This window comes from Arminella tubonensis, assembly GCF_003240585.1.
GTDB lineage: Bacteria > Pseudomonadota > Alphaproteobacteria > Rhizobiales > Rhizobiaceae > Rhizobium > Rhizobium tubonense.
In genome coordinates, this window is sequence record NZ_PCDP01000082.1 from 1 (window position 1) to 20,216 (window position 20,216).

Sequence of the window (20,216 nt, forward strand, 5' to 3'; positions counted from 1 at the left end):
ACCGGCTCCAACGCTGCGCGAGATGGAAGCTTCGCGTTTCCGCCGGTTGCTTACACCGCGCCAATTGGCGTATCCAAAACCGCCGAGGCTCTAATCGCTGCCGGATGAAAGTTCAGTGGCAGGTCACATTGACCGCGAATAAGCGCACTTGCCATCGTGAGCCTTCCAAATCGCTTCGCGTTGAGCCGCACTGAATCTCTGCTTCAGCATTCAATATTTCGCCAATACATCGACATGATAAACTCAAAGGCATAGTCGTACCAGCCGCTTTGGGTCAACAGCAGGTCCCAAGTCGCCTTAAAATAATGTGACACAATATTAGTAAATTTCCATCACCACGAGCCGTTGTGCGTCGGTGCAAAATGTTGACATTTTCGGCCAATAGGCCCTAGAAACTGGTACAGCCCTGATGATGTCGGGTGTACCAATATTGTGTAGGGCGCTTGGTCTAAACATGGTCTAACCGCAAATACCATCCCATTGCGCCCTTTGTATTCATGGGCGAAAATCGTTGATTTTCGGGATGTTTAATGGTGACCCCGACGCGATTCGAACGCGTGACCCCCAGATTAACAATCTTGCGACCATGCCAATCCACTGGGTCGCGCAACTGAGTTTGCGCTACTGCACTTCGTCCTATCGTTGGCGCTATCGGTGACGGTAACATACGCCATTATCTTAGATCATTTGATCTTACTTCGGGAAGACAGAGGCTTATGTTGGTCGGAGTTGAGATTCGGACACTCGAACCCACCTCCAGAACGAATCCCGCTTTTAGATAGCATCCTTGTGATCAACTATAAAACTGGCGCTATTGGTGGCTCGCCGGGACCACCACTAACAATCGACGACCTTTGTTGAAGCCGATTGGATCAGGCGCTTGTGTGTGTGCTGAATACAGCCATTATGCTTCGGCGAAGCACCCAGGGTTAATATACCTCCCGAGATCGCTTCCTGTCTAGTTCGTCACCATACTTGAACCCTAACCAAGCAGTGAACCACGCAGCAGACGCCTCAATAACTTTCAACGTATCCCCCGCATTAATTCCAAATTTCGCGAGCGCGGCATCCTTGGCAACGCCGGTCACATGCGGGCAAGCCAGTAAATCCAATAATAAAAGGAGGCACTCGGTATCGTGCCTGATATGAAACCTTCGCTTCTCTAGGACTGCGAGCGCAGCCGATTCAAGAAAACTCCGGATTTCTGCGTATCTTGTTTTACCATCAATGTACTGAAGCAGTGACGTGATCGCGAAAACATTTAAATCGTGTTTTGAGCACAAAACACCTGCAATTCTCTCAATCCCGAAGTATTCACAAAGAAGCGAATCATCAAGCCAATATTCTCTTCCTAATTCCTTCAGCAACCCAAGCAAATAAATAGTTTCCACCTGCTGATGGTCTCTTGATCGGTTTGCCTTGATGATCGCCCGCGCACAGTCAAAAATCATCTTAAAGACGGCGTGTCGCTCATCTCTATTGAAATAAGCATTCTTCAACGTCTCCACAATTATATTTATAGTTTTACACACTCTTATCGTATGATTTACCTTCGGCGCACCTGAGTAAATGAAAAATATAACCTCAACCAGAGCGTGGAGCGATTGAACGAAATCTCGACGTTGCCGTAGCGGCGCAGAAACGAGGAAAAAGTTCCTAACCACTGCCTGGCATCGCTTCTCAATCACCGCGAGAGTGTAGTTCAGTATATCTTCATAAGAAACGTTAGATTCTTTGATCGCGGCCTTCAGACTCGTGATCAATCGAGTTGGATTTAAGGAAATGCTGCCAGTCTTATGGCTTAAGCCATCAAGTGCTGTATCCGTTAAATCCAATCGGATGTTTCCATTTAGAATCTCAGCAATTTTATTCTTCGCTACTGTTATCTCAGTAATGATCGGCTTGTCGTAGCTAATAGTCTTAGCCGTATTCAGGTTTAATTTAACTTCCCTAAGCCCCGGAGCAAGCGCTTCCAAAACTGCCACTGAAACTTCAGGAGCTTCATAAAACAAAAAGTAATCATCAACGTACCTGTAAAGGTCATAATCAACCCTATGATGTATACCGCGACCTCTTAGGTCCATCTCAACGGAAACGTCCACCGACTGCAAGATGATCTCAGCGAATATCCTCGAAAACTCGGAACCAGTTATGATGCCGTTCGTCTCGTTACGGTTCATCTTCTGCATGAGGGTATCGAATTTACCGGCATAGGTACTTTTTGACGGATTTAAGCTGTCTTTGGTACGCTCCTTACCTATAACCGCCCACGGAAGAGAGTGTGTGTATATACTGTCAAAGCACTTTGATATGTCCAGCTTCAGCATTTTACTGAAGCGCCGCTCGCTGCGATGATATTTTGGCGACTCAAAGAAACGATGAATATTGCTATAGTCTCTGTATACAAAATATGACCCGCTAACCTCATATTCCATATCGTGCTGTTCTACTGCGTATACCTCTTGATCAAGCCGGTCGTAATGAATCTTATCTTTGAAGTATATTGTTTTTGCCACGGAAGTGGGTCTTCGAATTGAATACTCGCTTTTCGAGGCGGAGTATATTATCGCACCGGAATGTTCTCGGTAAAATTCGGCCACTAGAACCTGATTTCGTGGGTGGATAACTGACAGTTCCCGGGGCACGTTCTCCTTGTGCGCCACACGAAATTTGAAGGGCAGTGTTTCAAATTCGTTGTGAGGGATATTGATTTGCCTGTAGTTTATTGTCCGTCCGCGATATTGAGCCGTTCGCAGATGAATGCCGTCGGCTGGCATCCCAAACAACAGTGACATTACCGGATCAAGCCGGTCGTCATCTGCTCTCCACGAAACTGCGTAAGGTCCGCCCCCTGATTTCACGCTTACGTCGTGAGCAGATAGGAATGCTACTAGCCGGTGGTTGCCGAATGTCAGCGGAACTTCAAACGGCAGCATATCAGAGAGGAGCGATCTGTATTTCCCGTTTGATTGCGCTGATAGCTTGTTACTCATACTTCCATATCCTAACGATATTTATCAGCTCGGCTTGTTTGAAATAAGTAAATCGTTGCTCCCCGTAACCCAGTTCAAAAGAGCACCTCATTAACCGCGCCTGCAATCTCAAATTGCCAACCAAGCTAATCTTATAATTCAGAGCAGCATCCAAATCTTTAAATCTTGCGGGCTTGTTGACGTGGCGATTACTATAGTACACGCCGATATAGGCATTACTCTTATTGTTGTGGAGCTTGGTGTTTGACGTTAAATATATAATCCGCCTAAGGAGCGTTTCCCCCGCGTTATGCTTTTTCCGCGCAGGCGCTCTCATGTAAATGTCGAAGCACTTATTTATCCTGTTACGATATCTGTTTCTCTTTTCCGCGCTTATGTCGACTTCGCATTGCCCATTTGCGATCTTGAATTCGTAGCCAAGGTAGTTAAACCGCGCTTTCGTCGGATCAGTATTGCTGAACTCAATCGTCTTCGTTGGGTTCAAGGCCAGGCCGTGGCTCTGAACTGAAGCCGTTATGTCCGCTAAACGATCTACGGTTTTCCACTCTGGGCTTTGAGCGCACAGGATGAAAATATCGTCCACGTATCTTGCATAGTACAGGACGTCTCCGAGAGACTTTACCGCAGTATCAATTGGCCGCATGAAGAGTTCGGCGAGATAGGCGCTAATTCCGTTTCCGCGCGGGAGCCCTACGGCGCTGCCAGTTGCGTGACTATAGGCGAAAAGGACTTGCTGGATGTATCTTATTGACGGTGCGTCAAGCAATTGATCAGATTTCAAGAGCTTGAGAAGCTTCCTATGATCAATCGTCTCATAGAAGTCAGAGATATCAGTTCGAAGACCCCAAAATGGAAACTTCCCACCACAAAATGACATCACCTGAGGCACTATCACGTCTTTATTTCCGGGAGAAATTTTATAAAGTCGCGAAATATTGTGTTGAATCTGCTTTTCAATGAAGAACGTCGCTGGATCGTTGTTACTTAGAAACAATGTCTTGCCGCCTGGAATGGCATGCGGCGTGAGTGTAAGATTGTGGCCGTCACGAGCTATGGAGTTCGCTAAATCCTCTAGGTGGTCATTAAGGTAGCGTTCTTTACCATCGGCGGCCTCACGAAGAGCTGTGGCTGCTATGTTCACAGCGTCTGCCGTTTCTTCTGTACGCTCTACCCGCTGGTGTGAGATCGAATCCTTGAGTTCGATCTTCAGGTTTTTGATTGTGATAGTCTGCTGCTTGAGTTCGGCAAATTCCTCCGATACGAGGCAAAATCGCTCTTCTAGGTTTGCACCTTTCCGGTTTTCTGCATCATAGATTCGTCGAAAATTTCGTTGATTAAAGCCTTGGTCTAACAACAATGCCCCTCCGGTGCGGCCGCATTATCGCGTAAAAGTTGTCACAGCGATATGGCCCCCGAGAATGGTCCACAATTTTTCTACCCCAGCGCGGCCTCTCCGGGCTCGCGGCACCTTAAACTGTAAATGTCGACGCTTTTCGGCTCACCGTCTCCAAAGGTAGTCCACAATATTGATACACCCGAAGCAGGAAGAGCGTACCAAAAGCGCTACTTTCCGGGATTTGCGGGTTGCTACGTAGGAGCTTCAAATCTCTCTACAATCGGGTGAAATCAGCCCATCTTCTTCCGATAATAATCGGACCACGACGCTCGGTTCACCCAAGGCCGCAATGTCTCTAAGTCGCCTCGGTTTGCCCGTTCCTTTGCGTCCATCAGAATCTCGGACATCTGATCGATGGTCGGATTTTCGACACTTACCAATTCCTTGAGGTCGCGGGTCGTCAGGCGCGTTTTCGATCCATAACGCGTGGCCATATCGCTTTTGTTGGAGTGGCCCATCAATCGCTTCCGCGCCCGATGAGTTAGATCGGTGTTGTCGACAAGGTCGGCAAAGAAATGGCGAGTCGAGTAGAGCGTGACGTCTTTTCGGACGATGGACGTTTTGCCTTTCATGTAGGCCCAGCTTTTCGTCATGGGCTGGCCCCAGCGAATAGCCCCTCCCGGCTTAAAATAGGGTTCCCATTCGGGGAATGCGAATTCGCAACCTGTGGCTTCCAGCTCCGCAAGACGATCAAGGAAGCCCAAATCCAAGATTAGCGGATGCAAGGGCATGATTCGAGCCGATCCTTCCGTCTTAAAATTGACGACGTCTTTAATTGCGACGCGACCTTTGGTCGGGTCGAAGCCGCGCAAATCCAAATACCAGATGTCGTCCCGTTCCACGAAATCGGCAATTCGAAGTTGACCGAGTTCTCCCGTGCGCAAGCCTGTCAGGAGCAGAATGATGTAGGCCCAATACAGATGATTTTGGATAAAAAACCGACCTGGTTTCCATATTCGAGTAGGACCATTGCAACCGGTGAATAGCGGCATCGAGATAATTTCGATAACCTCATCCCGACTAAAAGAATCCCTGGGGAGAGACACAAGATTTTCGCCACTCACATGATTGAAAATCGGCTTTTCTCCTTTGAACAACCCCTTATCAATTGCCCAGCGGAAGAACTTTGAGAGTGCGCTGTGGTATCCCTTTTGAAGGGTTTCTCCGGTGAGACGTACCAGGCTGTCCCAGCCGTGTTCCTGCGCGTAGCGATACCTCAGCGACAGCGATTTGGCCGCCTCACGCGGGATATGATTTCGATTTGGAATTTCCGGCATCATCGTGTTCAAGCGTTCGAAATCATCGCCACCTAGATCGGCGAGATACGGGTCGTTGAATTCGTCGATCAGGAAACGAATAATCAGCGCAACGGTTGACAAGCCATCTTCGCTTTTTTTGAGAGCCCGGCTGTCGACTATATAGAGCTTCAGCGCTTCCGATATTCGAAGACGTTCGGCAACTTGGGGGTTTTCTTGAGGTGCCACTGGGCGTCCGGGTGCAGCTAGAAGGTCGTCGCGCTCGCGCGGAGTTCGGCTCTTTTCCAACGCCGAGATTAGACCTTCGCTCTCCACGCGAACGCGCGGGCTCTCGATGGAGATCGCATCGAATGCCAACGCGTCTCTCATATCGATCCGTCCGCGTTCGTAAGCTCGAACTGCTTCTCCCTTTCGAACGTACTTATCCGCCTCAACGTTTTGCTGCTGGAACAACGCCACCTTCGTTTGGAGTTCGTCATCGAAGAGATATTGGTTCCAATACCCGTCCACCGACAAAGCCAGCAGAGAGGCATCCTTCCATTCGTCGAACTTCTGGCGGGCTAAGAGCCGATCAGGATCAAGCGGCATCGAATCTTGAAGGTATTCGTCTATCCTGCGAGCAATCTCGTTATAGAGTTGGGTATTTTCACGGACGGAATTCATCGGCAAGAACCACTGGAGGCACTTAACAAGTCGGATTTTGGCGACATTGTAATCAGCGGTCATTAAGGAAGCCCTATAGAGCGGCTTTCCGATGATTGCAGCCAAGGGGCGTGAGTATCGAATCTGAAGGCTGTATCTGCCTTCACGACGCATGAGGTAGGAAGCAATTGCCATTGATATCTCCGCGTACAAGGGCGTGAGATGTCACACACAGATCGGAACCCCCGCTGTATGCTAAGCTTTTGATCTATTTGATGCCCGGAAAAATGGTAGCGGGAGACCGTTCTGGTCAAGACAGCCGACATGGCGAACAAGAGGTGATCAGCCTAGGAACATGGCAGATCGCTCTCGTGAATGCGGTTCGCAAATACGTTGAAATATCTAAAGAAATCAAGCCCGATAACGATGGTAGCATTGCCTCCGAGCGAGCCGTTGTTTCACAATCGGCTCGCCCTCAATCGCTCGATTAGGCAACCCGAACAAGCGGCTGCCTGCGCTTTTTGCATTTCCCGAACCACGTAATTGCCAGCGCCTTCCAGAACGGCCACTTGTGTGACAGGACCAATTGCTTTGCTTCATCTTCGGCGCTGAAAAGTAGGTCGACGATTGCAGTCGTCAAATCCTCGGGCGTGATCATGTCGCGGTATTTGGGCTCGACCATCAACAGCTCAACGGCTTTTATTTGCGGGGCAGTAATTGGGCCCATTTCAGCGTTGGCTATCACCTCCAGGACTTCCCGCGCAACCTTGGAACCTTGGCGTTCGATCAGAGCTTTGATTGATGTGACCGCAATTGTTTCACGAGCTCCATCGCGCTTGTAGGAACCCGGCTGCTTCAAGACTTTGATATTTGCCCGGGCACAAACCAGTTCAAGCGTTTGCGCGTCTTCGTCGGCCGCGGCCAGCGCAGCTTGATGCAACTGCAGCTTCGTCACCCCAAGTCTATCGGTATTGTGACCGATGAACGCGTTTGCCTGTGCGATTGTATCCTCAGCCTCGACGATCATAACTGGAATGCGATCGACGTAGGGATTGCTGGCAGCTGCTATTGCGGTGTGTTGTCCGTCCAAGACCTTCAGAACGGTATTTCCGTTCAATTCCGCGTACGCGCAGACGGGAGGCTTGAACTTCGCCCAATCGAACTTTTCGATAATTCGCCTGATTTGATTCAATCCCCGCTCGCTCACGTCTCGCTGGTAGGCCGGATCGACAAAGAGGTCAGTGGGACTGACCAGTTCGCAAATGGGCATGCCTGTAGACGGCTGATGCGGTGTGACGCTGGCAATGCTGATTGGGGCGATGGGCCGGATATTGTCCTGCATGACTCTTCCCTCAGGTGACTGTCGGCATGCGTGCCGGCGGTCGGGTTTACGGCGAGTCGCAAATAGTATTGAAACGGCTGTTTCGAGCACGGTTTCTCAGATCCTAACATCCACAGACTTTGTCCTGCTTTGACGCAAAAAGCTGCGCCGCCGGCACGCAAGCGTTCTCGTTGAACGTCATGGGGCTACGCTATGGCGAAAGCGGCCGATTTTCATCGTTAACCAATACGGCAAGCCGCTCTTGATCAATAAAAAACTTGATCTAGGATCAAGAATGGATTATTTGTGGTCAGCAACAGTATGAAGCTGGAGCACGAGTACACATGGTCAAGCAAGCGTACAAGGCAGAGCAGGTCTGGCTGCGGGCCTTCCTCGAATACGACGATGAAGTCTGTTTCGACTTAAGTGCACAGCGTTCCATGGCTTCATTCGGGGTGACCATCACGGACGTGATGTACGTACTCCGCAGTGGCTCGATCATGTATGCAGAAAGAGACGAATGCGGATCAATGATTACCGTTCTTGGGAGGAACTGTGATGAGGAGGAGATCGAAGTTTGCGCTCGCATGGTGTCAGAAATGATGCATGTGTCCATCATCAAAGTGAGAAAAGCGTTGAGGTTTACAAAATGACCAATTGCTCAAAGTGTGCGAACGCCAAAGCTGAAACTAGGGTTTTAGCTGAATTTGACGCGTCTGGTCTTCTCGGAACACCGTTCGTTGTTCTGATTCACGACGCGGTCAAGGAGAAATTCTGCTCAGGCTGTGAGGGGATTATCGGTCACGTTATTCCTTCCCCTGATAATTTGGTGGCAGTCGTTGCGATCTTGCGCGCCTGCAATCCAATCAAATTAAACGGAGCCGAAATTCGGTTTTTCCGAAAAAGTGTCGGGCTGAAGGCTAAGGAAATTGCGGAAAGGCTGGATCTCACTCCGGAGCAATTTTCCAGATATGAGAATGGAAAAAAGCCTATCTCTGACGTCTATGAGAAGCTTCTCCGGGCTGAGGTCTGCCTCCACCACTTGGAGAGCGTTAAGAAGATTGATGTGGACATTCGAGGACTGCTAGCAATGAACATCGTTAGCGTTAGAGATGTTGCAAAGCCAATTACGCTTAGACTCATCCAGGTTACAATTGATGATGATGATAACAAGACTAAATGGAGAAACGAAGCCGCGTGAAACCGTCGCTCTTAGTCTAGCCAAAGCGTGATCAAAACCTAACTAGCTTACATGTCGGTCAAATCATGGAAGGTCGGAACGGTAGCGTCCCGGCCTTTTTCTTTACCGGGAGAATGAGGCTGACAACGATTATGGGGGGCGTAGTCAGCCTCCAGCAGAAGGTTGGGATCCTTTTGCCATACCCGCTCGGATAGGACGAGCGGTGTGAGAGACAACCATGTAAAAGTGATGCGAAACTGAAACCCGATCATGGCAACCCCATCGCGCACTAAGATCTGAATTTTGGCGGCACGGAAGCTCGATGGCGATGACACCTTCAGCCTATTGGGCGGTGGCCTTCTGAAACCAATAGGTAGCTTTCTCCATATCTCGCGGGACGAACACGCCCTCGGAGTAGATGATGCCAAGCCTATATTCTCCCCGGACATTGCCTTGTTCAGCAGCCCGTGTGAACCATTTGAACGCTTGCACGCCATCCCGACGGTCATATTGCTCGTACGTGTAGAAATCTGCAAGGTCGAGTTGCGCACTTACGACACCTTGCTCGGCAGCCTTTGCGAGCCAAACAATTGCCTGGTCGATATTAGGATCGACCCCTCTGCCATCAGAATACATCCTGCCAAGCGAATATTGTGCTGAAGGGTCTCCTTGCTCCGCCGCCTTGCGGAACCCGTCTATTGCCTTCCGAAACCAGACGTTCGCCTGCTCGATGTCCGGATCAATACCTTGGCCGGCAGCGTACATGCTTCCGAGCCAATACTGGGCAGAGGGGTCTCCCTGGTCGGCCGCTTCACGAAATCCAGTCACTGCCTTCTGAAACAAGATGTTTGACTGCGGAAGGTCCTGGGGAATATCTTCGCCACCTGAGAATATAACGGCCAGGTTACGCTGTGCATTCGGGTAGTTCTGGTCGGCAGCCTTGCGAAACCAGCTGATGGCCATTTCAATGTCACGAGGCACGCCCAGTCCGTTGCCATAAAGCCGTCCAAGCCCATTTTGAGCGGCTGCGTCCCCGCGCTCCGCCTGCGGCCCCCAAATCTGCAACGCGGTTTGGTAGTCCTCCTTTAGGAACGCGATTTTTCCTTGATCCGGCTGTGCGTATGCGGGTAGCGCTAGAGTAAGGTTAAGTAACAATCCGCAGATAAAACGAGCAAGCCTCATAGCGATCCCCGATGACCGAAAACGTGTTATCGCACTTTTACAACAATTGGCGGCACAGTCACGCGGTCGAAGAAACTTCGCACCTATAGCATCGCTCAGCCGCCCCGGAATTTTGGCCGCTTACCCGAGCGCACATCGAAGACGACCAGCCCTATAACGGACCGCAAGGCGCGCCGTTTCATACGCCTCGTGCTCACCCAAATTAGCAGCTTTTGCAGGCGGCCTCTCAAGCTGGTGGGTATTCGTTGGCACATAATTGGCATACGGCGGTCCCGGGAGGCGTCATAAATGGTAGCAAAAACAGATGGCTACCGAGCCGGTTAGCCACAATGTTTTCCAATTGTTCGCAAGACGGCGGCTAACGCGACCGGCTTGAGATTTACGACAATTTACGGATATCGGACAGCGCTCAATTTCGGCATTCTGATGAATGCGCCGAGCACGATGTTGGTTCATCGCGGCGTGGGTCATCCACCCTCGGCCAGGGCCTTTCGAACGGTCCTTGGCCGGAAAACCACCGTGTTCGGCCTCACCCGGTGCGGCCAGATAACCAGGCGCCCGGCGCCCGTCGTGTCTAGTGCAGATTCAATCGTTTCGAGGTCCGTGCCGAATATCCTGTCCGGATGAATAATCCACACCGCGATTCGAGCCCAACACACTGTTCGCCCCATCGAGCGTTTTCAGAACGCTCTCCTGCTTTATACCATTTCCCTTCATTCCGAAGCTGCTGCGAGCGGCAACGATCCATGCATAGAGACAAACGTAGAAAGCCACCATTGGGACGAAGGATTTCAGTACAAGTATGGGCACCGTATTATAGGTGTGCAGAGCTAATTCGTCATATCGACCGTGCGCATGATCGTCGAAGGCGCTAAAGAACATCGCGCCAGCGCCGAAAAAGATAAGTGAAAGGGTGGCTTTCGACACCGAGACCTTGGCTGATGGCGATCGCACGCGCCAGACGCTGATATAAATCACAAATGCAGCTAGTGCCGCAAAGTAGCAGGAATATACCGATCGAACTGCTAAGATAAAACAGCCATCCGAGTTCGAAAGCGGCCCAGCCATGATTTGATCGTAGATTTGGAAATTTCCCGGCCAGAGAGCGAGTAGATAGTGATTGTCTCTGAACCGGCACAGGTCGGCGGTAGGTAAGGCTTTCAGCGCGAAATAGGTCAGTGGAAAAAGCAGCGGCGCGGCCCAAAAGAATAACTTGGCTCTTCTGCTTCGTAGTGTGCGATCGACGTCGCCGTTCATCCAGACACTCCGCCCTCAACATCCATCCCAATTCGCTTTGCAAACATTTGCAAACTACCCTACCAATGTGGAAAGCTTTTCCCCTTTTCGACTCAAGCCCCGGGGCAAGACGCCGCAGTTAGATCGGTTTCGGGATAGTTCACAGTGCCGCCGCTCTCAAGCAAGACGACGACATCTCCGTTCCGCTCGACTGATTTCACCACGCCTTTGCTGCCGGCTGCGTTCTCCACGCATTTGTCTCCAAGGCGCGAGCGCACCGCCGCGAGGCGCGCTTCTGAGCCGTAGGGGCTGTAGCTGTTCCACAACCACATAGCCCCCATGCTAACCATCACAGCGATGAAAAGCCTGAGCCCAAGCGGCATCTTGGTTTGCAAAACGGACATCGTAGTTCCCGGAATCATCACTCTGACTGTAGTCTGATAAGAATAGGCGCAACGCTCGCGATTGGCAAAGAGGCCTCTCGAATTCCCATCTTCAGCTCGATATGGTGCCCAGAAGAGGTGTACGTCAAGCGTGAGTAATCAAAGGCTTGGCCGGATGTGGGACAAATTCCAGTTCTATAAGATCATTATGCTTTTCGTTTAGCTTGTCCCACATATTTCGTTTTTTGCCGGCGATGGAACCGAAATCCCATTCGTCCTTTATTGGTTTCCATGGTCGAACATCCAGCACTCAAATACAAATGGCGCAAAACGTGGCCAGAGCCCGGCGATGCTGCAAGCTGGAAAACTGACTTCAGCGGTTGGGATGGTGACGTCCGCATTGGCCGGATAAGGCAGGAGCTGCACGGCCCCAAGAAAGACCAGTGGCAGTGGAGCGGCCAAGGCGGAACGCGCTCATGGCCTCGTCCCTCACCTCAACAGGGATATTGCACGACAGCCAGAGAAGCCGCGGCTATGTGCGAGGATTTTTATGATCGGCTGAACGCGGGTAACGCCAAGCCCTAGTTCGAATGATCGAGATTGGCCTCGGCCGCTGCGATCAAGAGCGCCTGGCGAACTTCCTCCGGCGACTTCTCTTCATTGAAGGCGTCCAGAACGGTCATTTGAGCTTTGTGACGCGCTGGACCATCTTCGCGGGGCCATTGGTTCAGCAGGAGCTTTCCCGCACCCATGACCGTGTGCACGGTCTTGTATTTGCCGGCGACGAGGATGCGGACTGGTCGAAATATTCTCCGGTCCCTTTCCATTGATCACTCCATCAACAAAGCAAACTCGGCCAGTCGGCTAATGACGATGCCGCACCAGACAACGGTCATTCCGGCCAGGAAGTCTCCGACGCATAGAGCTATCGTCGTTCTCTTCATCGCCTCGCTCTCTTTTGAAGCCAGAACTTCATGTCTGTGCTTTTGCGGCTCGGATCGGTGGGCGTGACCAGGACAAGGTTGCGAGGAACCTTGGCGGTGATGAACTTGCCGGATTCCTCGACAGCAAGAATGAAGGCCTGCCGGGCGTCGTCCGCAGGTAGCTCGCCATCCAGTACTGCATAGCAAGTCGACACGGCGTAGCGGTAAGCGTCCCCGACCTTGACGGGCCATCGGTAGATCAGGATGTTCACGGCTTCTCGAGTGGATCCCACGACCCGAAATTCTCCGAGCTTGCCGAGTTCCATATAAACGCCTTCCGACCACAAGCCATCCGTAAGCAATGCCATTACACACTCCACTGAAACGCAACTTTCGCGAGTCAATCGAATTGCGGTTGATTCGTTCCCGCAGGTCGCTAATCAATAAGGATGAAGCAGGCCAACGATGCGAGGGAACGAATTTGGCTGATCACTCCGACCTATACCATGCCTCCGTCACGCAGGATGGCGAACAGATCGAGCTTGGCATCTACACCCACGATCAGCTTCGCAACATCATCGTGCGGACGGCTCCTAAGACGACTGGCATCAGTGCCCAAGACGTGTTGCAGGCTGCAATTGCGCGCGACGGCACCTTTGAGATGGACAATTGGCGGATCAAAGTGTCGAGAATTCACCAGTAGGAAAGCAGTGAGGAGTCGACCAGTGGGGCGCACCGGGATCGAATTACCGTCTATCGCAAACGTCCGACAGCCTCACCTGGAGCAATGAAGACTCGAAATGGAGTTCCAGCTGGCCCCCTTCCTGCATACCCATCAAAGGCTGGCGACGAGCCAGGGGACCGGGAGCCACCAGCCTCCGCAGAGCAAAAGCCCTGCTGGTCCGGCGAGGACGGTCGCCGGATACGGATAACGCGCGACGCAAATATTAGATCGATCTGAAGCGCGCCAAATTTGTGGGGAACTAAAACGTCCATTCCGCTGTTTCGTGGACGGATCAAGAAGCGTTTGTCTTCGCAGCATTAGCTCCTTGATCACCCGACCACCGAGCCTTAGCCCCGCTTGTCACAACAGGCGGGGCTTTTTTGTAATGGTGAGGACGTCGACCAGCGCGCGACTCGCTGAGACAGGGATTGTCGCGTTCTTGGCAAACGCTCGACGCCCTCAGTTGCGTAAATGGATAATCTGAAATGGGGTTCCGGTCACAGATCGGAACATTTGCACCCGTCGCTTGTTTGACCGACGCTCACCTCCAACTGAGCAACCGCTGAAGGCCAGGCGTCATTGCCATCGATGGCGTCGTCATTGTCCAAGAAGCCGGCTTGACTCCCGCGACCGCGTACGACATCTAAAACCCAAGCGCCCGGGCGCGGCGATCCACCAACACATCTGGCATAAAATCTCTATCGAGGGAGAAAGCGCGCGTGTGGAAATGTGGGAAGCAATCCCCACCGGCCTGAAGCCGCAATACAAATGGAGGCATAGCGGGAAAGAGACGCAGGCGACGACTTAGTCGGTTTTGCCGGAGAACAGATCGGCCATATATTCCAGATCGGCGAACCATGGACGAAAGACCGGTGGTTCTGGCTGGGGAATACAGAGGGCGGCAATCGGATCAATTGCCGATCGCGGGATTTGAGAACTCGGCCAGGCTCGCGGCCTGCCGAGTAGAAGCGGTTTATGAGAAAATTATGGTGGGGAAACAGCGGGCGGTTTAATGCTGCTTTCGGGGGCATGAATGCGAGACAACATGATAACAATTGGCTCGAACATCGGGATCGGCCTTCTATCTTTGCTCTTCAACTATCAGACGCTGATAGCTGGAATTCTCGCTGTCTTAGCGGCGATTTGGACCGTTCGTCAGATGCGAGCCAGCGAGAAGTCAGCCGATGCAAGGCATGACCAGCTTGTCGGCCTAATGCTGAAGCGAGATCAACTGATAGTTGATAGAGCCGCCAACCCGCTGCTCGAAAGACTCAATCTGACCTTGCCCAAACTGTTAAAAACGAAAGAAGGATTCAGCGAGTCCCAGGACCCCACTGCCTACCTTCGCTCCAATATGGAGGCAATTGCTCAAATTGGCGTAGAAAGCCAGCTGATCAGCAATCCTTTCCTGGCTGATGCTAGGCCGCTTTTTGACGGCCAACTGGTTCATATGTTGGAAACCATCTCCGGGCGCGGCGCCTCCATTGGCTTTCAGCTATACGATCTACGGAAATTGGCCGAGAATGCTGAAAGTGCTGGCCAGCAAGTACCGGATGTCGCCTATGAGCAATGCGCGATCGAGGTCAGATCGGCAATTAACCATCTCCCGTCGGAAGTTATGGAATTCATTGAAAGACTTTCGCTTCTTCGAAGCGAGTACTCTGCCAAATGAAAGGTAACTGGCGCCTCGTGGGGTCGGGAAGTTGCTATTCAGTGCTTCGCATTCATGCGTTCGGGGGAAGCTCTAGCCCTTGCTAAACCACCCGAGTATCTGGTTATACGACTGCGTCAGGATAAGCGTAATGATGAACGTGATCGCCGACGCGCCGATGCCGATGATGAACAGGCCCCCGATTCCCTTGTTGCGCCAAGCGGTCACTTCGTCGACCACCGGCTTCATTTCAGTGATGTCTTCCTGGACCCCAGTGACGGTCGCCTCGACTTTGCCAATCCGATCGATCATCGCATCCATGCGTCCGTGCATCTGGGCACGACTGAGGTCTGATTTGTCCTCAGACCGCCGAACGCTCTCCGTGAGATTTCTCATACCCGCAATGAGTTCGCCGAGCTGCTGGTGAACGCTTGGACTAAATTCCCCTGGTGTCATCGGATTCTTTCAAGCTGGGATGGAGTGCCACGCAAGCCAGATTCCTCCGGCAAGCGTGGCGATAAGAGAAGACGCCCCGATGAGAAGGAGGCGGTCGGTCACTTCTGGACGGGTGGCTGCGGCTTGGTCAGGCCGGAAACGCCATCGCGGGTGATGTTGATGACAATTTTGATGATGCCGAGGCCGGCGATGATAGCCCCCGAGTAGGTCGGAGGCAGCACCGAGGCCGAACAATCGAGCGCGCCGGTGGCGAGCGTAACGCAGCCGAGAGCGGATAGGCCGGCCGTCGTCGCGGCAACGAGCACCATGGCCGCCGTGAGCAGATTATGAGCGAGGTTACTGTTCATGGTCTTCGTTCCTTTGATTGGATCAGTCAGCCAGCGGCGCCTGGAGCGCCGTGGTCATTTCCTGATGGCTGGTGAGCAGGGATTGACGCTGCGCGTCTGTCAGCGGCTTCTTGAGGACGAGCGTCTGCCACAAAGCGGACAGCGCAGGTTCCTCGTCCTTGCCGAGCTGGATGAGCGCCTGCAGCGCCATGAAGGCGAGCTGGGCATTCTGAAGGATCTGTTCAGCGGTCATATCAGTTTGCTCCTGATGGGATGGCGATGGCTTCAGCGGCGCCGATCGCGGTCTTGAAGGTGGAATAGACGGCGGAAATGCCGGTGCAGGTCGCTTGGCCGTTGACCTTGCAGGCATCGAGCTGCGACTGCACTTGTGCGAGAGCATCCTCGACGACCTTGTCGGCCTGCTGGAGCTTCAGGACGATACTGCGTTGGGCACAGAGGCCGGCCGCGTTCTTGACCGTGTCGGAGCCGGTGCAGGGGTTGCTGTCGTACAGGCCGCGATAGGCCTTCGCCGGGGCGAGGAACGCGCTGTCATAGGCCGACATGGCGCTGTCGACCGTCGATTGGCTGATAGTGAAATCGTTGAGCTTTTGGAGGGCGCCACAGGAGCCGAGCGTTAGACACGCAAAGGCGGCTGCAGCCATGAACATGGCACGCATGATGAAGTTCCTTATTGTTGGGAGGGTTCAGGCTTCGTTGGTAGAAACAGCGCCGGCCTTGCGGACGATCGGCAGTGGAGAAAGCGAAGGGATTGGCTCTTTTGCGGGCCAGCGGATCGATGTCGGGACGCGATCTGGTGTGAAGGCCTTGATGTTGACTGCGTCGGACTGATTGCCGCCCAGCACCATCAGGTTGCCAGCCGCATCCTTCCCGACCACGAACCCGACATGGCCGCCCCCGAGGCGCTTGAAGGTCACGATGGCACCAACGATCGGCTTGCTGATCGGTATTCCCCATTTCTCGTAAGAGAGAGCGAGACCGGAGCGGGTGGACTTGATGCCAGAGTTTTCGAGCACGAAGCCAACGAACCCGGCGCACCATGGGGTAGCATCATCACGGAACGGAAGCCCGAGCTTCACCCACATGGCGACGATTTCAGGGTTGTTGCCGCTACCGACAACTTCTTTGAGGCCGATGTACTTGCGGGCAGCCGTCAGCCACCGTGGTTCGATGACGGTCATGGTGGTCTCCTCAAAATGGAAAAGCCCCCGGGGAGGGAGCCTTGCGAATGTGGGTTGCGTGTGTAATGTGGCCCGCAACGGGGTTTCGACGATGAACGCATTATTCGCGCTTGGACTGCTGGTCGCCATTGCAGGCGCGATGAAGGCTCTGATCTATTTCTTCGTTGGCCACGACAGCCGCGAGTGGAGTCTCAGCGACACTGTATTTTCGGTTAAAACCATCTCTGGAGAGAAGGTCTCAGGCCATGTGATGGTGCGCAAAATCGACAACCAGAAGCAGTTCATGAAGCTCTCAGCCGAGCAGATTGAGAAAATCAAACGCGACGAAATGCCCCTGGTGTGACTGAAGCGTTGCAAGCCAAGAGAGCCGCATGATGCATTCGAAGGTGACCAAGCATTCCCGCATCATCTCCGATATCGAGGTTCTCAGAGCTTTCGCCATTCTGTTCACCCTCATACATCATGTCTTGTTCCTGCTTTTGTGGCCTAGCTCGACATATTCCGCGATCATGGGGACGTTCAGCTTTTGGGGCGGCGTCGATCTTTTTCTGGTGATCTCCGGCTTCGTCATCGCGAGGCAATTTATCCCAACAGTTACAGCGGCGCGGGACACGGGTGATTTTCTAAGGTTGGCCGGCGAATTCTGGATACGACGGGCGTTCCGGATATTGCCGACCGCATGGGTTTGGCTGGCCATCCCGTTAGCGTTGACGGCCGCGCTTCCCGCATATTCGAACTGGTTCTCGACACTAAGCGAGACTTTCGCCGCGCTTTTCCAGGTAGCCAACTTCCATCATTGGTATGAACTGAATGGCCGGGCGCCCGCCGGAGGGGTCAGCGGCGCGTACTGGAGCCTTTCCCTCGAAGAGCAATTCTATCTGGCTTTGCCGTTTGTCGCTTACTTTGGGCGAAAGCACATCCGCGCGCTAATTCTTGCCGCCATCTTCATTCAGTTGTTCATCCCAAGGGCGCCCGGCGATCTGCTGTGGGATGTCCGGGCCGACGCGCTTCTTGTCGGGGTGGCAATCTATTTCTTTTCGATCTCGAAATTTTATAGCTTGTTTGACCCGACGCTCCTCAACAACAGGCCGGCGAGCGTTTTTGTTATCGTTGCACTTCTCTTCGGTCTTGCCGCCATGGCGGGGACCATGTCGCTAGTCCCATTCTTTACGGGCATGATTGCAATCTTCAGTGGCTTGCTGGTTCTCATCGCCTCTTATGACAAATCCTATATTTGCCGACAGAGGCAGTTGAAGGCGCTCCTTCTGTGGGTGGGGTCGCGCTCATACGCTCTCTACCTCGCCAACCTCCCTATATTTTTCCTGAACAGGTATGTTTATCTTCACATTCTCGGGTGGGACCATCCCACATACCCGCGCGTTCTATTCTCAGCGTTCACGGCCCTGGCAATGCTGATATTGGCTGCCGAACTGAATTACAGGTTCGTGGAAATGCCTCTGCGCGAAAAAGGTAAGAGGATCGGAAGGCAATTCCGCGAAAGGCCAATAATATCCGAACCTAGCGTCAGAGAAGGCGTCCTATAGCTTCTTTGCCGCCTCAAAAAATGCGTCAATCTGCGGGTCTGCGAAGCCCATAGCCTTGAAGCCAGCAATCATCATTGGCTCATCTCGGACGAATGAACCGCTATATTCAAATGCGATCTGGACGGCTCTGGACTGCGTGCCAGTCCATGCCTCAACCTCATCGAGAAGGCCCGCAGCAAGAAGCTGAAGTTTGAACTGACGGGCTGAGACGCTGGTAATAGTTGGCGCGGCGATCGGCGGCAGCGAGGCAAGGTAATCCGCTTCTTCCTGCCCTGTCAGTTCAACGTCGCCGTCTGGGGTGCTTATCTTAATCATGCTAATGCCTCGACAGTGATAAACCCGCTGATGTTGGATGTAGGCGTTGTACCTATCTGAATGGCGTTTCTGGCAACGCTGCTGTTTCTCCACTGACTGAAAAATTGCAGTGACGCGCCGCTCAACGTGCCCCCTGCGCTGGCCCCGCTAACCGCCGTTATGGCCGCAGCGGGAAGTGCTCGACCAAATCCCGTGATGGTCATATCGAAGACACCCGCGCTGAAGCCGCCGGTGGTGATCGACGCCAAAGAGCCTGTCGTTCTTGCTGCAGTTATGGACGTAGAGGACGCGAGCAGTGCTTCGAAAGTGTAATCCGATGCTCCAGTGTCATAACTCGACCCGTTGTTCGTGCTCGAACGCCAATACAAGTCGGCTCCTGCACCGGCGGAATCCACAAACCCTCTCAGCCTGATATCGCCAAAGAGATTGAGAAAGGTTACCGCATTCACCCCAGAGAACGACCGCCTTTCGATGAGTTGCCAACCTGTAGGTTTGAAAACCGTGAAAAATGCCGACCCGTCACAAATGATCTGGGCTGAGGTCCCGTTCGGGACGATCAAGGTCAACAGCCCGTTGATAGTCTCTGTGGAATTCGGATCGATCGTGACATCTGCGCCGTTGGCCACGACCGTGTAATGCCAATTTGCCCCGAGTGTAGCTGCTGCTGTCAGGGCGACCGTTGCCGCTGCGGTGAAGCGATGAACGGCGTTGTTGTCGGCAAGGAGTGCTGTGTAATTGGCTGACTTCGCCGCATAGACGACTTTCCCGTCCTTGCTGTCCAGGGCCGTTTGCAGGCCAGTGACTGTCGAGATGGCCTGGACGCCAGTATGGTTGGCGCGTGCGAAGGCGTCGGCGTTGTGGTTGGCCGGGTCATACACGGACTTCGGCATCAACCCGGTAACATCGATCGCCGCCGCGAACGTGTCGGTAAACGACATGATCGAATAGGAATTGGTGTCAGCGTTCCAGGTCAGCAGGAAAATCTTGTCGGGATTATCGACGGCCGGGACCCGGATCATGTCGCTGAAATCGTTCTTCACGACCAAATCGGCGCTTCCGGTTTCACGAACCGTCTTGACGCCGTTGGTCCCGGAGATGCGGGCCGGGTAGCGGGGAAGCGTGCGCAGGCGGAGGCTTGTGGTGCTCATCTCATGATCCCGTCAACGACCGGCAGCGAGCCGATCAATTCCTGTTGGGTGATGTCGTCACGCGCTATCGTGATGCCGATATCGTAGGTTCCGGCGCAGACAGGCGCCATTTCAGCCGCGGTGAACTGCCAACTGATGATCCCGCCATCGACGAGGGTAATGTGCCCATCCTCTGTCGTACCGGAGAGAACCCGATATTGAGGCGTCTTGGAGTGAACGTAGATTTTGGCCGTGACGCCGGTCAGATCGGTGATGATCTCGTTGGTGTCATCGTTGATGAGTTCGATCGTTCCGAACCAGTCGGCGCGGTTGGAAACGGGCTCTAGCTGGGCGATGTACAT

The 20,216-nt window shown here is 52.9% G+C and carries 23 protein-coding genes and 1 tRNA gene; 6 read left to right on the plus strand and 18 right to left on the minus strand.

Annotation, left to right across the window (positions count from 1 at the left end):
- Window positions 1-531: 531 nt before the first annotated feature.
- The 5 genes from CPY51_RS31065 to CPY51_RS31085 form a co-directional block, all read right to left on the minus strand.
- A tRNA-Asn gene (locus CPY51_RS31065) sits at window positions 532-604 on the minus strand.
- 325 nt (window positions 605-929) lie between these two features.
- Entirely contained in the window at window positions 930-2,993 is a 2,064-nt protein-coding gene (gene drt3b, locus CPY51_RS31070; RefSeq protein ID WP_111164217.1) for an antiviral reverse transcriptase Drt3b, read from the minus strand.
- Complete coding sequence (gene drt3a / locus CPY51_RS31075; RefSeq protein ID WP_146260217.1) at window positions 2,986-4,347, minus strand: antiviral reverse transcriptase Drt3a; 1,362 nt, start codon at window positions 4,345-4,347, stop codon at window positions 2,986-2,988. The genes drt3b and drt3a overlap by 8 nt, the downstream gene beginning before the upstream one ends.
- A 272-nt stretch (window positions 4,348-4,619) precedes the next feature.
- Window positions 4,620-6,482, minus strand: coding sequence for a site-specific integrase (locus CPY51_RS31080; RefSeq protein ID WP_111164219.1), 1,863 nt, complete (start codon window positions 6,480-6,482; stop codon window positions 4,620-4,622).
- 292 nt (window positions 6,483-6,774) lie between these two features.
- Window positions 6,775-7,629 carry a ParB N-terminal domain-containing protein gene (locus CPY51_RS31085; RefSeq protein ID WP_111164220.1) on the minus strand — a complete coding sequence of 285 codons (855 nt, stop codon included), beginning with the start codon at window positions 7,627-7,629 and terminating at the stop codon, window positions 6,775-6,777.
- 323 nt (window positions 7,630-7,952) lie between these two features.
- Between CPY51_RS31085 and CPY51_RS31090 the strand changes: the two genes are divergently transcribed.
- Together CPY51_RS31090 and CPY51_RS31095 are read left to right on the plus strand one after the other, a co-directional pair.
- Window positions 7,953-8,261: a hypothetical protein gene (locus CPY51_RS31090; RefSeq protein ID WP_111164221.1), complete on the plus strand. Its 309-nt coding sequence runs from the start codon at window positions 7,953-7,955 to the stop codon at window positions 8,259-8,261.
- Window positions 8,258-8,809 (plus strand): helix-turn-helix domain-containing protein, encoded by a 552-nt coding sequence (locus CPY51_RS31095; protein WP_111164222.1) that lies wholly within the window; start codon window positions 8,258-8,260, stop codon window positions 8,807-8,809. The genes CPY51_RS31090 and CPY51_RS31095 overlap by 4 nt, the downstream gene beginning before the upstream one ends.
- 321 nt (window positions 8,810-9,130) lie before the next feature.
- Here the strand turns inward: CPY51_RS31095 and CPY51_RS31100 are convergent, their stop codons facing one another.
- The 5 genes from CPY51_RS31100 to CPY51_RS31120 all read right to left on the minus strand — a co-directional run bounded on the left by CPY51_RS31100 (window position 9,131) and on the right by CPY51_RS31120 (window position 12,880).
- Window positions 9,131-9,970 carry a tetratricopeptide repeat protein gene (locus CPY51_RS31100; protein ID WP_111164223.1) on the minus strand — a complete coding sequence of 280 codons (840 nt, stop codon included), beginning with the start codon at window positions 9,968-9,970 and terminating at the stop codon, window positions 9,131-9,133.
- A gap of 585 nt (window positions 9,971-10,555) precedes the next feature.
- Window positions 10,556-11,227 (minus strand): hypothetical protein, encoded by a 672-nt coding sequence (locus CPY51_RS31105; RefSeq protein WP_111164224.1) that lies wholly within the window; start codon window positions 11,225-11,227, stop codon window positions 10,556-10,558.
- A 92-nt stretch (window positions 11,228-11,319) separates the two neighbouring features.
- Window positions 11,320-11,610 carry a hypothetical protein gene (locus CPY51_RS31110; RefSeq protein ID WP_111164225.1) on the minus strand — a complete coding sequence of 97 codons (291 nt, stop codon included), beginning with the start codon at window positions 11,608-11,610 and terminating at the stop codon, window positions 11,320-11,322.
- A 560-nt stretch (window positions 11,611-12,170) separates the two neighbouring features.
- On the minus strand, window positions 12,171-12,416 hold the full coding sequence (locus tag CPY51_RS31115) for a DUF982 domain-containing protein (RefSeq protein WP_111164226.1): 246 nt from the start codon (window positions 12,414-12,416) through the stop codon (window positions 12,171-12,173).
- Between the two features lie 113 nt (window positions 12,417-12,529).
- On the minus strand, window positions 12,530-12,880 hold the full coding sequence (locus tag CPY51_RS31120; RefSeq protein WP_111164227.1) for a DUF982 domain-containing protein: 351 nt from the start codon (window positions 12,878-12,880) through the stop codon (window positions 12,530-12,532).
- Window positions 12,881-12,993: 113 nt separating this feature from the next.
- Between CPY51_RS31120 and CPY51_RS31125 the strand changes: the two genes are divergently transcribed.
- A complete protein-coding gene (locus CPY51_RS31125; protein WP_111164228.1) occupies window positions 12,994-13,215 on the plus strand; it encodes a hypothetical protein in 222 nt (73 codons plus the stop codon).
- Between the two features lie 1,054 nt (window positions 13,216-14,269).
- On the plus strand, window positions 14,270-14,908 hold the full coding sequence (locus tag CPY51_RS31130; RefSeq protein ID WP_111164229.1) for a hypothetical protein: 639 nt from the start codon (window positions 14,270-14,272) through the stop codon (window positions 14,906-14,908).
- Between the two features lie 72 nt (window positions 14,909-14,980).
- Here the strand turns inward: CPY51_RS31130 and CPY51_RS31135 are convergent, their stop codons facing one another.
- From CPY51_RS31135 to CPY51_RS31155, 5 genes are all read right to left on the minus strand, one after another.
- Window positions 14,981-15,343, minus strand: a complete 363-nt coding sequence (locus tag CPY51_RS31135) for a DUF1515 family protein (RefSeq protein WP_111164230.1) — start codon at window positions 15,341-15,343, stop codon at window positions 14,981-14,983.
- A gap of 98 nt (window positions 15,344-15,441) precedes the next feature.
- Window positions 15,442-15,690, minus strand: a complete 249-nt coding sequence (locus tag CPY51_RS31140) for a hypothetical protein (RefSeq protein WP_111164231.1) — start codon at window positions 15,688-15,690, stop codon at window positions 15,442-15,444.
- Between the two features lie 22 nt (window positions 15,691-15,712).
- Entirely contained in the window at window positions 15,713-15,922 is a 210-nt protein-coding gene (locus tag CPY51_RS31145) for a hypothetical protein (RefSeq protein ID WP_111164232.1), read from the minus strand.
- A gap of 1 nt (window position 15,923) precedes the next feature.
- A complete protein-coding gene (locus CPY51_RS31150; protein ID WP_111164233.1) occupies window positions 15,924-16,346 on the minus strand; it encodes a hypothetical protein in 423 nt (140 codons plus the stop codon).
- Between the two features lie 27 nt (window positions 16,347-16,373).
- A complete protein-coding gene (locus CPY51_RS31155; RefSeq protein WP_111164234.1) occupies window positions 16,374-16,868 on the minus strand; it encodes a TIGR02594 family protein in 495 nt (164 codons plus the stop codon).
- On the opposite strand from CPY51_RS31155, the gene CPY51_RS31160 reads away from it, so the two are divergent.
- Window positions 16,867-17,211 carry a hypothetical protein gene (locus CPY51_RS31160; protein WP_146260218.1) on the plus strand — a complete coding sequence of 115 codons (345 nt, stop codon included), beginning with the start codon at window positions 16,867-16,869 and terminating at the stop codon, window positions 17,209-17,211. The genes CPY51_RS31155 and CPY51_RS31160 overlap by 2 nt on opposite strands.
- Window positions 17,212-17,239: 28 nt before the next feature.
- Window positions 17,240-18,412 (plus strand): acyltransferase family protein, encoded by a 1,173-nt coding sequence (locus CPY51_RS31165; protein WP_111164236.1) that lies wholly within the window; start codon window positions 17,240-17,242, stop codon window positions 18,410-18,412.
- On the opposite strand, the gene CPY51_RS31170 is transcribed toward CPY51_RS31165, so the two are convergent.
- The 3 genes from CPY51_RS31170 to CPY51_RS31180 all read right to left on the minus strand — a co-directional run bounded on the left by CPY51_RS31170 (window position 18,407) and on the right by CPY51_RS31180 (window position 20,216).
- On the minus strand, window positions 18,407-18,727 hold the full coding sequence (locus CPY51_RS31170) for a hypothetical protein (protein ID WP_111164237.1): 321 nt from the start codon (window positions 18,725-18,727) through the stop codon (window positions 18,407-18,409). The two genes, CPY51_RS31165 and CPY51_RS31170, sit on opposite strands and share 6 nt — an antisense overlap.
- Window positions 18,724-19,767: a hypothetical protein gene (locus tag CPY51_RS32940; RefSeq protein ID WP_244598850.1), complete on the minus strand. Its 1,044-nt coding sequence runs from the start codon at window positions 19,765-19,767 to the stop codon at window positions 18,724-18,726. Before CPY51_RS32940 ends, CPY51_RS31170 begins: the two co-directional genes overlap by 4 nt.
- Window positions 19,768-19,871: 104 nt before the next feature.
- Window positions 19,872-20,216, minus strand: a complete 345-nt coding sequence (locus CPY51_RS31180) for a hypothetical protein (RefSeq protein WP_111164238.1) — start codon at window positions 20,214-20,216, stop codon at window positions 19,872-19,874.